General features: G+C 33.9%; 7 protein-coding genes. 3 read left to right on the top strand and 4 right to left on the bottom strand.

Translation table 11 applies throughout. The features are described 5' to 3' along the window. Window position 1: 1 nt before the first annotated feature. On the bottom strand, window positions 2-1,822 hold the full coding sequence (locus tag A8L32_RS19715) for a BamA/OMP85 family outer membrane protein (protein WP_143525175.1): 1,821 nt from the start codon (window positions 1,820-1,822) through the stop codon (window positions 2-4). A gap of 340 nt (window positions 1,823-2,162) precedes the next feature. On the opposite strand from A8L32_RS19715, the gene A8L32_RS19710 reads away from it, so the two are divergent. Continuing rightward, window positions 2,163-4,034, top strand: a complete 1,872-nt coding sequence (locus tag A8L32_RS19710) for a T9SS type A sorting domain-containing protein (RefSeq protein ID WP_075591304.1) — start codon at window positions 2,163-2,165, stop codon at window positions 4,032-4,034. Between the two features lie 265 nt (window positions 4,035-4,299). Further along, the gene (locus A8L32_RS19705; RefSeq protein ID WP_143525174.1) at window positions 4,300-5,310 is read left to right on the top strand and encodes a carbohydrate-binding domain-containing protein; all 1,011 of its coding nucleotides are present in this window, start codon (window positions 4,300-4,302) and stop codon (window positions 5,308-5,310) included. A 347-nt stretch (window positions 5,311-5,657) separates the two neighbouring features. Here A8L32_RS19705 and A8L32_RS19700 read toward each other — a convergent pair whose 3' ends face one another. Then, a complete protein-coding gene (locus A8L32_RS19700) occupies window positions 5,658-6,305 on the bottom strand; it encodes a hypothetical protein (protein ID WP_075591302.1) in 648 nt (215 codons plus the stop codon). Between the two features lie 568 nt (window positions 6,306-6,873). Between A8L32_RS19700 and avs2 the strand changes: the two genes are divergently transcribed. Next, on the top strand, window positions 6,874-11,094 hold the full coding sequence (gene avs2, locus A8L32_RS19695; RefSeq protein ID WP_198931823.1) for an AVAST type 2 anti-phage system protein Avs2: 4,221 nt from the start codon (window positions 6,874-6,876) through the stop codon (window positions 11,092-11,094). A 278-nt stretch (window positions 11,095-11,372) separates the two neighbouring features. On the opposite strand, the gene bglX is transcribed toward avs2, so the two are convergent. Both bglX and A8L32_RS19685 read right to left on the bottom strand, forming a co-directional pair. Next, a complete protein-coding gene (bglX, locus tag A8L32_RS19690) occupies window positions 11,373-13,640 on the bottom strand; it encodes a beta-glucosidase BglX (protein WP_075591334.1) in 2,268 nt (755 codons plus the stop codon). 187 nt (window positions 13,641-13,827) lie between these two features. Beyond that, a complete protein-coding gene (locus tag A8L32_RS19685; RefSeq protein WP_075591333.1) occupies window positions 13,828-15,264 on the bottom strand; it encodes a glycoside hydrolase family 30 protein in 1,437 nt (478 codons plus the stop codon). Between the last annotated feature and the right edge of the window lie 61 nt (window positions 15,265-15,325).

Below are 15,325 nucleotides of genomic sequence, written 5' to 3'. Positions count from 1 at the left end.
ACTAAAATGGATGTCCTATATTAAAATGAAACTGCCATTGATTGTTATTATCGAATATCGGTCGTGCCGCATCAATACCAATGGAACCAATGGGTGTAGCGTATCTTATCCCTAATCCGCCTGCATATTTCAGATTTAAAGGATTATGCTCAAAGGACTTTAGCCAAACATTACCCAAATCAACAAAAGCAGCCAAGGTAGTTTTGGGAATAAACTGATATCTGAGCTCAACACTTCCTTCTAAAAGACTCTTGCCTCCCAATGGTTTTCCTGCCGTATCTTTAGGTCCCAAGTCGGAACGCGACCATCCTCTTACGGAGTGCGAACCTCCCGCATAAAACCGTTCTTCCGGAGGTAAAAACTGATTATCGTTGGTAGTACTTGCAAATCCTATCTTACCTTTTAAAGCCAGCGTTAAACCATATTGTAGACCATGGTATTTTTTTACCTCAAACAAGTTTCGGATAAAAGGATAGGTATGCGTAAATAACATGCCATTGGTTTTTAAGTTATAGGCAATAGAATAACCCGAAGTAGGATCTAATGCTGGCAAGGCATTGGAGTATATTAATCCCACTGAAAAACCCGACTTCATATAAATGGTTTCCGGAATAAGTTCCTCAATAATATCATCCACATTAGTGGTATCCTGTTTTACATCTTCAAAATAAAACGAAAAAGAAGTGTTTAGCTCGTCGCTAAAATTTTGCAGAAAGCTTAAGTTAAAACCCTTCTGGTCTACCTTATACCCTGGTTCGTATTTTTGCATGGTGTAAGGGTGAAGCACCATGGTGTTAATGGGCGATATAAATGCAGGCTGTGCATACTTCAAATAAACATGGTAGGGCTCTAAACTCGAATGTTTCACATGAAAATTGATACGGTCGGTTTTAGTTATTAAACCCAACTTTTGAAGCTCGCCAAAGGCACGAATTTTATCCTCGCTACCATAACCAACACCAAACTGTGTTGACCAACGTGGGGCTTCCTTAATTTTTACATTCACCGGTAAATGATAAGGTTTAGCAGATTCAGTGGTTCGTAAGGAGCTAACACGAAACAAACCCAGGTTATAAATACGCCTTTGGCTGGTATTCAGCTTTTGTTGCGACCAAACATCTCCTGTTTTATAACTGAGCTGCTTTCGAATATCCTTTTCGGCAACCTTGTTGTGGCCGCTTATGGTGGTTGAATCGAAATAACATAGTTTATCTGAAACTACATTCCATAATATTGAAGCCTGGTTGGTGATGGTATCTACCTGAACCTTATATTCCGTTTGAGAATAAGCATAACCTGCATTTTTAAACTGCTCATTAATTAAATTCTGGTCGAACCTGAATTGCTCATCATTAAAAACGTGCTTGCTCCTCAGCTCGGTATGTAGTTTTAAATGTCGGATGCTTTGGCTACTGATATACTTCGAAAAAGGAATACTGTCGTTTACCTGATATTTAATTTCACTAACATGGGTGGGGTCATTTTCTACAATACGAAAGGTGATGATTAACTTATTGTTTTTGGTGGTTTTAATAACTGGTGCCAGAAATTGGGTTTTTAAATAACCCGACTTATAATACAAGTCTCTAATGGTTTCAATGTCTTCGTTATATAATTCCTGCGTAAAAACAACGGGTTCCTTTTTTAGGATTTTGCGTGTAATCAGGTTCGAGGTTTTAAAAGTGATGTGTTCCTTTAATAATAAATTATTGAGCGAACCATTACCTTTAAACTTAACCTTTTTTAGCTCCAAATTTTCTTGGCTCCATAATAAAAGGCAAAACGATAAGAAAAATATATTTAGAACTGCTCTTTTTGACACCGCGTTTAGGTTATGGGTTCTAAAAATAACCAAAAAGATGAGTGTATTGTTTACGGCGTGGTTATTTTATGAAATTATAACATTTAAAGGACTATATATTAGATTAATAACAGGCATTGGATATTGAAATTAATACCTTTAAGGAATTCGTTTAGTATTTAAGATATCCTTTCTTGGAATAACGATTGACATATTTAGAATATATTTTAATTGATCATATGATAAGAATTATCCATCTTTACGCCTGTTAAAACATAAGAAAACACACCTATGTTTTTGTACCAGAAAATGTAATAATAGTTAGAAAGCTTTAATTAAATAATAACTAAACTATATATGTATGAAAATTTTAAAAAAATTTTTGATAAGTCTAATAGCATTGATTGCCTTAAGCCTAAATGCTCAAACAAATGTAAGTGGAGTCATCTCTACAAATAGTACTTGGCAAAAAGTAAATAGTCCCTATATAGTTGTTGGAAATGTGATGGTTCAAACAAACATTACCTTAACCATTGAACCAGGTGTTGAAATAAAATTTGATGGCAATTATCTAATTCAAGTCAATGGAAAATTAATAGCGCAAGGTACATCGTCTAATTTAATAAGTTTCAAAAGTAATAAAACTAATGCTACTCCTGGCAGCTGGGGGTCTATATACTTTTCAGATGGAAGTTCAACTGAGAGCTCAATAGATTATTGTAATTTCGAGCATGGAGGAAGCAATAAAGGGACTATAATATGTAATGAATTTATTACAATAAATGAAACTGCCATTACTAACAGCAATTCAGCGGCAATATATATAAGTCGTGGTTTTGCAAACATTACAAATTCAACCTTTAAGGATAATGATAAAGGAATTGAGTTTTATAGAGATATTTATGGGGATACTAATATTCTCAATAATAAATTTGAAAACAATAGAACCGATGCAATTTATGTTGACATATGGTCCTACAATATACTAATTCAGGAAAATTATATAAATAACTCCAAAATTGGAATTACTATTACAAACGATGGAGGATCGGGTGCAACAAACCCATGTACCATTAACTCCAACAAAATATCAAATTGTGAAACAGCAGTTTATGTGTATGGGAATGGTGCTACAATAGCACATAACCTTTTAATTAATAACCTAACTTCTATTGATATTCAAGGTGGATACAATCCTTTCAGTTATTACTTAACTGAAAATATAATTACAAACTCTAGTTTAGCCATAAATTTAATTCACCGAACTTATATTGGTATTGTTGAAATATTAAACAATACTATATGCTATAATAATTCGTCTGCCGATCTAATTTATCTAGAAGGAAATTACACCCATAATGATGGAGTTTCACCACCAGATTATAATAATTATAAGTTCATGTATAACACACTATACAGTAATACATGCCTAAATCTTATAAATACTGCTAAGTTTGCTAAAATTAATAACAATAATATTAGAAATAATGATGCTGATTATTTAATCTATCATCGCGATATTCAAGATAGATTCCTTAATGCTGAGAGTAATTACTGGAATGGGTTGTCTAATTTTCAACTATTAGAAAAAATATATGATTGGAATGATAATGCGTTAGTTGGAATTGTTAATTATGAGCCTAAACTTAACAATCCCAATGTTGATTGTCCTATATCATCACCGAGCAATGTTTATAAAAGCCCTTCTGGAAATGGTGTAAATGTATCATGGAGTTCAAATTTAGAATCTGATGTAGCAGGATACAAAATTCATTATAATATGTTAGACGAATCTACTTTTGAAAATTTCATTGACATTGGGAATACAACTAGTTTTGTAGTAAACGACATTGATATTTTGACAGAAATTGTAGTGACAGCTTATGATAATGAGGTGAATAACTTAAATGATGTAACAGAAGGACATGAAAGTTGGTACTCAGAAAAAGCTTTGATAGATAACACAACAGAAATATATTCAAACAATAAAATTGATAATGAGAAATTCGTAATATGGCCAACCCCAGCAGATAATAAGATTAATATTAGATCAATGAATTCGGAATCTATAACTAATGTTAAAATATTATCTCTTGATGGCAAGGTTTTAATAACTAACGAAAATATCGGACTTAAGTCTCAAATTAATATTTCTCATTTAAATAGTGGTATGTATTTAATTGTTATATATAACAGCCTCGAAACAAAATCGATTAAATTTATTAAACGGTAGTAGTTTAAATGTGTATAGCCATATTGCTGCTATAATACTTATTTAGCCAATTACTATGAATGGGTTTATCCAATGCATAGTAATTGGATAAATCTCTTTTCGAAATACGTGCTATTTCATTATTTCTTCTCCTTAAAGAAGCATGAGTGGGGAGGAGGTTTGAAACTACTTTTTTTATATCCACTCCTTAACTGGCATGATAAATAATTTTTATACGTTTACGCGCAATTTCATAAATACAATAATCTGAGAATTCAGACCATAAATGAGTAAGTATTTCTTGAGTAAGAAAATATATATACCAGTTGGAATAGTATTATTTATCATACTATCTTATTTTATTTCCGGCTCTTTTTTAAGCTATAATAAACCCATCAACTCGTCCTATCTGTTGTTAGAGGACTGGGCATCATATGCCGTGGCGGAGGATGCACAGAATTATTTTGTAGAAAATAACATCGATAGCATTTTTATTATCGGGATGAAATATCCAGATTCTACAGTAAGTCTGCAAGAATTAAATACTGCCAGAAAATTAAAGAAAAGGGAAAACACCTACTCTATGTATTGGAGTGGAATACTAGGATTTGAAATTTCTTCTGAAAAATTGAAAGACCCCTCCGTTTTAAGCATTAAAATGCGTGGTTCAATAGGTGACAATACATATCCGCATTATAATATTTATGCCAATAAAACTTTAATAGGTAGCGGTTTTGTAAACGAAAAGGATTCTGTTTATAAATTCAATATTTCTAATAAAATAGACGATCCTTTATCGCATGTATTAATCTATTTTGATAATGATCATTTAACTTCTACGGGAGACAGGAATTTATATGTTTCTGAGCGTTATATCGATTCAATAAATATTGACTCTATAGCTACAGATAATTTCTTTATTATAAAAGCAGAACCCTTTAATTTCAAGTTTATCTCAAACTTACGTTCGGTAAAATGCTATTTGAACGACCTGGGAATTGATAGCGCAAGAGTAAGGCTTGTGGAAACCCCATATTGTCCAATTAATAAGACTCTGGCTATGGCTAAAGGGGCAAAAGAGTATTTCAATAAAACAGATATTCAAAACCTGAATATTATAACTGCTACTGAACACTCAAGCAGGACTTACCTAAATTTTAAAAATTGTCTTCAAGAAAATATGGAGGTTGGATGTATCCCTAGCGAAAAGAGTATTCAGAATAAAAAGTCTTTTTATAGTGGTATTGATGAAAGAATTAGCCTGACCTTAACCTGGATGTATTGGTGGTTTAATTAGGTTGTTGCAAGGCATTAGTCACTACAACTTTATGTTTTAGCGCTGTAATAAACCCATTATTAGATATATTCAAAACCATATTCTTGCTTTACGCATATAACTTATCACTAGGCATGGGATTTATCCCATGTAATTTAGAAATAAGTAAATCGGTTTTAACCTAAACATATTTGGGCTAAAGCCCTTTTTTGCGCCGCATATTTCCCGAGGATAAATCCTCGGGCTAGTGATAAATGCATTGTTTTAAAGCATTTGCATGGTAAAAGAACTTGTTTTTTTTACTCTCCCGATGAGGATGATTATATGAATGCTTAGAGTTAAATAAGGAGAGCTTCTTTACTACAATCCTAATGATCTACCACCATGCGGGCTTTTTGGTAACCAGCATAAAAAGTAGCATTACGGCGTTTAAATATCTTGATTAAATTATCGAGCTGACCTGATAATATCTTGCTCGATTCTTCAAACAACTCATCTAAGGATTGCGTAGCCATTCCCGATTGTATTTGGAACTCACGGGGCTGTCCGTGTAAGGTTAAATAATGATCGTAGTCGCCCTGTATATCTACTATCTGCTCTTCGGTTAAACCATATTCTTGCATCAGGGCGTCTTTGTTTTCAATGGCCGACTCAATGATGAATTTCACTCTGCGTAACATATCATCATTCTTTAGTTTAAATATATCAGAAGCACTATCGGTCATTTTTGAAGCCAATATTTCGTTACCATTCATTAGTGCAAATACTTCTACCAAATCGTTAATGATATCGGCTTTTTGGCATAAGGTATGTTTTAGGTTCGTCTTAATACCTCCTACAGTTACCTGCGATACCTCTTGATTATCTGCAGCAGCATCTATAGCTATACTAATACTGTTTAACTTGTTTTTTACTTCACCAATTTTAGCAATGCCTTGCCATATGGGATTGTTGGTGTTTAAATAGTTTAGCGTAGCATCAAGCATATGCTTTCTGTTCATCTGCTTTTGATTCATGTTTGTTTATTTTTAGTTATACATGGACTATTCCATGTTGGGATTTATTTCTATGTGGCGAGTATGCATTTCGGTGTGGACAGCGAATATTTCCATACGGTCAGCATTAATTTCGATATGGACAGCACGTATTTCGGTCCCGACAGCATCAATTTCGGTGCTGACAGCGAGCATTTCGGTATGGACAGTGGTTATTTCGGTGCCGACAGTGAGTATTTCCTTGTGGTAAGCACCAATTTCGGTATGTTAAGTGGATATTTCCATTCATAGAGCAGTTATTTCGTTATGTTTGGTTTACATTTTACAAGCACGGTTAAAGGCTGCGTTACCAAGCTCACCCTTTATTGCGCTTGCCTATATTGCTGTAGTTCAATAGTACACACAAGTTAATATGCTTTATTTATAATTCAAAACAAAAGTTAGATTTTTACATAATAGGTAACTCACTGCGTAAATAAAATAAGCCTTAGCTGGTATTAATAATCAATACAGATTAACATATATAGCCACTTTGTTTTTGCGCTTATGATATGTATTGTGCACCTTTAAGCTTCTTAAAAGAAAAAGAATGGATCCAATTTCACTTACAGCTTTAACATATGTTTCTTTAAAGTTTCTTGACCAATTTTTAAAAGAAGAAGGATATGGAAGAATAAAAAAATGGCTTTTCCCTACAAAAAAGTATTGTAAACAATTACCCATTGTAATCTCTAATACAATTGAAGAATATGAAAGGGATTACCCTATTAAGTCTGAAGGGACTAAATTTCCTTTTTTTCATTCACAACTACTTTTTGAAGAGTTTAACAAGCATATTCTATTAAAAACAGCATATTCAAATGAACAATTAATATTGAAGCTTGAAAAGAATCCTAATATAATAGTACCATCTTCAAAAGAGCTAAATGAATTCTATGATAGACTGGTAAGTAATATTAACAATGACAAACTATTAAAATCTCTATTTATTGATGAATACTACAAGTCAAAAATCTTCGATATTGATAAAACCATCATTAACATAGAGAAGAAATTATCCCTACTTAATGAGCAAATTGTATTTAATCCAAACAATGTGTGGTTTAAAAAACAATGTGAGGCATCAATATTAGATTTAGGAAAGAGGTATACACCTGAATTAAATTTTAAACTTGAAGTGTCGGAAATTTTTGAAGGAATTGGAAGAACAGAAAAATTCCGAAAATCTTTTACTGAGAAAATTGATAATCTAATTATAGCTGGAAAAAAGGTTTTAAAAGATATTCCTCAAATAAAGGAACATATTTTACTCTTAGAAAAGTTCTTTGATGATATTCTAGAATTATACAATAAAACTACATTTTCGGGAATTCAAGCCCTTCCTTTAAAAGAGTTTCAGGAACTTATTGAAGATGCACAAAATATAACTGAAATAATTCAAGACTTTTACCAAGACGAAGAAAGAAAAATTCAAAAAGAAAAAAAAGATTATCAATTCTACCATAAATATGGATATGAAATTAAAAACCTTCGAGAATTTGATAGTATACTATCAAGTTTTAGCCATTTCATAAATGGCAATGCAGTTAAATTAGCAAACAAGCCATATTTAATTTTAGATGGAGAAGCTGGTATTGGTAAGTCACATTTACTTGGTGATGTAATTTCAATCCGAACTAATGTTGACCACAATAGTATATTTCTTCTAGGCCAGCATTTTGTTTCTGAAGAAGACCCCTGGACGCAGATATTTAAAAGGCTACAGGTTAATTCAAAATCAGGTGATTTTTTACATAAATTAAATGAATTTGGCAGAAATTCTAATAAACGAGTTTTAATTATTATTGATGCCATAAATGAAGGAAAGGGTAAAAAGTGTTGGCTAAATTTTATTAATAGTTTTGTTGAAGAGGTAAAATCATATGAATGGCTTGGTTTAGTATTATCTATTCGCACATCATACAAAAAACTAATTTTCCCACAAGATCGAATAAATTCTTTGGGAGTAATAGAACAAACTTTGCATGGATTTAGAAGCGTTGAATACGAAGCAAGTAAATTGTTTTTTGACAATTACAATATTGAACAACCAAATATACCTTTATTACATCCTGAGTTTCAAAATCCACTATTCCTGAAATTATTTTGTGATGGGTTAAACAAATCTGGATTAACACGTATTCCTGATGGTTTACAAGGTATATCATCAATTATTAATTTCTTTATCAATAGTATTAATATAAAACTTGCAAACCCTAATAGACTTGATTATTCTGAAAGAATAAATCTTGTGAAAAAATCTATTGAGAAGGTCGTTTTATATAAGGTTGAAAACAAAGTTCGATATGTGCCATATGAAAAAGCTTATGAAATAGTAGAAGATACGGTTTCAATATTCATTAATACGAGAGGATTTTTAGATGAATTAATTAAAGAAGGAATTTTCTCATTAAATCTTTTCTGGAACCCAGACAAGGATCCTGAAGATGGAATATATCTGGCATATGAAAGATTTGAAGATCACTTAATGGCTCAGTTTTTAATCGAAAAACACCCCAAATTAGAACTTGAATTTGAAACGGAAGGTCAATTGTATGAGTACATACAAGATGAACATGCAATTAATATTAATAGAGGACTCATAGATGCTTTCTCAATACAAATTCCTGAAGTTACGGGTATAGATTTTTTTAATTTCGTGCCAGCTTTTAAAGATAATTATACCATAATTGAATCTTTTGTCGAAAGCTTACTTTGGCGAAAAATTGAAACCATCACTGATGAATCAAGGGATTATGTCAACGAACATGTTTCTAGTTATCAGGGAACTTATGACTTTTTCTGGGAAACAATTCTTGCAATTACAGCTATACCAAAGCATTACTTTAATGCGTATTCTCTGCATAATCACTTAATGCAATTCTCATTGGCAGACCGAGATGCAGGTTGGTCTCAATCCTTAAAGTATAAATACAGTGATGAATCAACAGTTAAGCGGCTGATAGATTGGGCATGGAGTAATGGCGATAAATCTCATATTTCAGATGAATCAATAAAATTATCAAGTATCACATTAGCTTGGTTTCATACTACTACAAATCGACAACTAAGAGATTGTGCGACAAAAGCTTTAGTTTCTATACTTCAAAACAGACTTCATTTAATTGTTGAATTACTAGAGTTATTTGAAGATGTGAATGACCCATATGTATATGAACGATTATTTGCGGTAGCATATGGCTGTTCTCTTAGGTCTTCAAATAGTGAAGATCTATCCAGGTTAAGCGAATATATTTTCACAAAAATATTTAAAGAAAAAGATGAAATATATCCACATGCGCTACTTCGTGATTATGCAAGAGGCGTAATAGAGTATGCAAATTATAAAGGTTGCAAGCTTTCATTTGATATTAGTATAGTTCAACCACCTTATAAAAGTTTATTTCCTGATAAGTTACCTTCAAACGAGGAAATTGACAATAAATATAAAATTGATTATGGATCAAAGGGTTTCAAACAGCACCATGCCGCTCAAAATAAAATTTTAAGTTCGATGGTTACAGAATATGGTAGAGGCATTTGTAGTTATGGTGATTTTGGTAGGTATACATTTCAAAGTGCATTAAGTGCATGGGATGTTGATGAAAATGCTCTAAGTAATCTATCGGTTAAGTGGATATTTGATAAATATGGTTACGATTCTAAGAAACATGGAAAGTACGATAATGATTTAGATTATTACGGAAGAGGTGGTGCAACAATTGAAAGAATTGGAAAAAAATATCAATGGATTGCACTTCATGAAATGGTAGCCAGAGTATCTGATAATTTTAAAAAGTATGAAAGTTGTAGTTTTAATAATGACAAGGAAGATCCATATGTAGGGCCATGGGAGCCAACAATAAGAGACATAGAACCATCCATAATATTATCAAAGACAGGTATCTATAGTGAAGATGAGTTTTCTAATTTTTGGTGGGAGAATAGAAATATTTTTAATTGGGATTGTTCGAATTCTGAGTGGGTTAAAAACCGAGAGGAATTACCATTATATGAGAATTTGGTTCAAGTAAAAGATACTGATGATGTAGATTGGTTGGTTTTAAAAGGAAATCCAGAATGGGCGGAACCAAAAAAAATTGGAGAAGAAAAATGGGATTACGCTCATAAGCGCCTTTGGAGTCATATTAACGGCTATTTGGTGTCTGAATCAGATTTTGATAAGTTTAAAAACTGGGCTTGTGAACAAGATTTTATGGGAGATTGGATGCCTAAGACAAATGAGAGGTCTGAATTATTCAATCGTGAATATTATTGGTCGCCAGCTTATAAATATTTTGAAACGGAATATTATGGTGGCATTGAAGAACAAGATGTAAATGATAGAAACACTGGTGAGTTTATTTGTAAAGTGATTGTTCCAACGGAAGATTATGGTTGGTCAAAAGAAATTGATAAATCTAAAGATGATTCAGTTGGTTTCTTAAAGCCTTGCAAAAGACTCTTTGAAAAAATGAATTTAGAATATAGTACAAATGAGGGTGAGTTTAGGAATGCTAATGGAGAATTAATCTGTTTTGATACCCATGTATACAACAATACCAAGTCATATTTTCTAATAAAAAAAGATTCTTTTGTTGAATTTTTAGAAGAAAATAAATTAAGAATAGTATGGTCAATCTTGGGTGAAAAGCAAATTATAGGTGGAAGAACCTTTGATGATAATTACGTTGGTAGATTAGAGGTTAGTGGAGCGTTGTATTTAAATAATGATACAATTGAAGGAGCAATAAATACAAAAACATCATAATTTAAGAAACCATAAACTTTGTTGAGTCGCTAAAAATACCAAGTACTAAATAAAACAGTGTGTCTACCTCATAACGAGCTAAAGTAATAAATCTCTTGACTTTGTAGCTGTGTCAGCGCAATATTGGTTTAATAGTTAAGCTAATTACCCAGGATTAGGAAATCAGAGTGGGGATAAATTATTCTAGATATCGGTTCTTAAAAATTTTAAAATAATAAAAGAGGCTGTCTCATTTGAGACAGCCTCTTGTGGTAGTAGTTGTTTTAGAGTGACAATAATTATTTTAATTCAAAGCTTCCGCTTAATCCTTTTACAGAGCTGGTGCCCACCATCACATCAAACATACCTGGTTCTACTATAAAGTTGCCTTGGTTATCGTAAAAACCTAGTTCGGCATCTGTTAAGGTAAATGTTACTTCTTTCGATTCGTTAGCGGCCAAGGTATATTTCTCGAATCCTTTTAATTCTTTGATTGGGCGAACTACAGAGGCTGCTTTATCGCGAATGTATAATTGAGTGACTTCTTCTCCCGATACACCGCCTGTATTAGTCACCTTAACCGATACTTTAATGGCTTTTGGGTTAGCGTCATCAATCTTTAAATCGGCATATTCAAAGGTGGTATAACTAAGTCCATAACCAAATGCATATAAAGGATCATTTTCCTCATCGGTATAGTGCGACCAGAATACATTTTTCTCGGCATTGACTGGACGACCCGTGCTAAATTTGTTGTAATAAATAGGACACTGACCAACGCTTCGAGGAAAGCTCATTGGCAATTTACCCGAAGGATTATAAGCACCGAACAATACATCTGCGATGGCATTACCCGATTGTGTACCCAATTGCCAAGTTTCAACAATGGCTGGAATATTATCTGCTGCCCAAGGCAAAGCTAAAGGGCGACCATTGGTTAACACCAATACAATATTCTGGTTTACCTTATATACCTCTTCCAGTAATTGCTGCTGAACCCCTGGTAAATCAATTTTAGTACGGCTGCGGGCTTCTCCCGAATGGAAACCATGCTCGCCTAATACCATCACCACAACTTCGGACTTTTTAGCCAACTGAATCGCTTCCTTAAATCCACTTTTATCAGTAGTATTTTCGTTTAAATGAAAAACAAAATTTACATCGCCTGCTACCACATCGGCACCTTTGGCATAAGTATAGTTAGCGGTATGTTTATTTAAACCCTCTAACACCGATACAGCCGTTCCATCGTCAGATCCAATTCTCCAACTTCCGAGCATACTTGTTTTGTCATCCGCTAAAGCTCCAATAACAGCTATCTTCTTTTGATCTTTTGCTAAAGGCAAAATGCCTCCTTCATTTTTTAAAAGCACAACTGATTTGTGTGCCATATCTAAAGCTGCTGCTTGATGATCATCGTGATACAACAGTTCCTTTTCTCTGGCTTCATCGCAGTATTTATAAGGATCATCGAATAAGCCTAATTCATATTTCACTCTTAGAATACGTCCAACAGCTTCGTCAACAATAGAAACATTTACTTTCCCTTCTTCAACCAAATCAACCAAGTGATTAACGTAAGTATACGATTCCATATCCATATCGCAGCCAGCCTCTGCTGCATGTAATGAAGCCTCTTTTAAGTCAGCAGCAAAACCATGATTCACCATTTCGGCACCACTAGCCCAGTCTGATATTACATAACCTTTAAATCCCCATTTACCTTTTAAAATATCGCGTTGTAAAAACTTGTTTCCAGTAGAAGGAACGCCGTTTACAATATTAAAGGCATTCATCACTGTTTTTACATCGGCATCAACAGCCGCCTTAAACGGAGGCAGTACTATATTGTATAAAGTAGAAGTTCCAAAATCAACGGTATTATACTCCTTCCCTGCTTCTACAAAACCATAACCCGCAAAATGTTTGGCACAAGCTGCAATGGTATTATGGGCCGATAAATCGTCTCCTTGAAAACCTTTGATTCGAGCTACACCAATTTTAGCGCCCAAGTAAGGATCTTCGCCAGCACCTTCCATCACTCGTCCCCAACGGGCATCTCTGTAAATATCAACCATAGGAGCAAAAGTCCAGTTAATACCAATGGCAGAAGCCTCGATAGCAGCAACGCGAGCTGATTTTTTAATGGCCTGCATGTCCCAACTGGCCGATTCAGCCAATGGAATAGGCGATAACGTTTTATGACCATGAATCACATCTAAACCGAAGATAAGCGGAATCCCCAATCGGGTTTCTTCTACGGCTATTTTTTGCAATGCTCTTACTTGTTTTGCACCTCTCACATTTAAAAACGAACCTACGCCGCCTTTTTTTAGATTGTCGTATTTTTCCTGTGCATTACCTTCGGATGGTGCTGGTCCTGTGGCATCGTAAAAACCATTGTACTGAACCATCTGCCCCACCTTTTCTTCAATGGTCATTTGCGCTAGTAAAGCATTCACTTTTTTATCAATCTCGTCTGCTCTTTCCGCAGGTTTATTGGATACACAACTACTTAAAACAAGTGCTCCAGTTAATAAGGTAATTAAAAAATTGCTCCGTTTCATATGTCTAAAAATTAGCAAAACTTGATAGCCAGAATGCATATTTAATATGCTTTAGCTATACTCATTTTATCTCATAATTATTCAATCATTATCGTATGCAAGCTAGATTATATATGTATTATATAGCCTTTCTGCACCTCACAAAAACCTCATTTTGTGATTTTATACTACACACAAAATACACTCTCTACTTTATGACTATTGACTGAATGGCATTTCCTTCAATTGATAGGTCAACTGTTTTATCGTGCAACGAAATATTAATATCAGCTGGTGTTGAATCCATGTTTAAAACAACAAGTACAATGGACTCATCTGGATTTTGAATGGCGGTTACCATCAATCCTGTTTCTGAAGTTTCAAATCCTATTCTTTTGGCTCCTGGTCGGATGTATTTGCTAAAGTGAGCCATGGTATAATACAATGGCGTAAAGTAGACTTCATCTTTATCCGGATCAACAATAACGGGCGCTACACACCAATTTTTAAACCAATTAGGGCCACCTTGTCTGTCTAACACCATATTCCAATCAATCCATCCATCAACCATGTTATTTAAACTGCCAATAATATTTCTGGCATAACGGTAAACAGGTACATACTTAGGATGTAAATGCTTTTGGTCATCAGGCGCCCAATCCCAACCCCAATCGGTAGCCTCTTTCGACCAGTACCAGGCATCATCTTGCCAATGTGGTACTTCAGCATCCACACAAGCTTCTGAGTTAATGATAGATTTTTGCGGAGCCAATTCGTGGGTAAAATTCAATGATTCTGGAAACCAATCGTAGGTACTGCCATACCAATGAATAGCCATTCCATCAAAGTATTTGGATGATTCTTCATCTTTATACATCACTTTTGCCCATTCTTTTAATTCCTCTCCTCGGTTTTGATCATAACCATAAATTTTCACATCGGGATGTGTTTTTTCTAATTGAGGTCCCATGTGGTGATTAACAAAATCCACCATTTCTTCAGGAGAAAAATGCATGCTTTCCCAGTTGTTGTTATTTCCTAATGGTTCGTTCTCTACTGTTAATCCCCAAATGTCTATTCCCTCAGCTTTATAGGCATCAATATATTTTGAGAAAAATAAAGCCCAAGTATCGTAATACTCTGGCAATAACTTACCGCCACGCCAATCCTTATTATCTTTCATCCACGGCGGAGCTGTCCATGGCGAAGACATAATTTTAAATCCATCAGTAGAGATAGCCATGGCTTCTTTAATCATGGGAATAATATCATCCAGGTCCTCTTCAATAGAGAAATGTTCCAAATCCTTATCTCCCTCAACAGGTGCATAGGAATAGTTACTCAAGGAAAAATCGCAAGAATTAATATGCGTTCTTGTTAAGGAATAAGCAGCTCCTTGGTCGGAGAAATAAGCGTTTAATATTTTTTCTCTGTTTTCTTTACTCAGCTGATTTAAAAGATAAGCCGATGCCTCCGTAAATGATCCTCCAAAACCAGTAATGGTTTGGTATTTTGATTCCGGAATAATTTTAACAGTTACTGGATTTTCACTTTTTTTGAATTCGCTTACTTGTTCAAGTTTTTTCCCACTGGCTGATGTTTCGTACACCTCAACCTCCAGGTTATTTTGGGAAGTACAGCTCATAATAATGAGAATTAATGTAATGAAAGTGGTAGTTTTCATGGTTTTAAAAATTAGTATCCTG

It is taken from the genome of Labilibacter marinus (genome assembly GCF_001659685.2).
Classification (GTDB): Bacteria; Bacteroidota; Bacteroidia; order Bacteroidales; family Marinilabiliaceae; genus Saccharicrinis; species Saccharicrinis marinus.
Note: the sequence above shows the minus strand (reverse complement) of the source record. Positions and strands in the feature narration are given on the sequence as shown.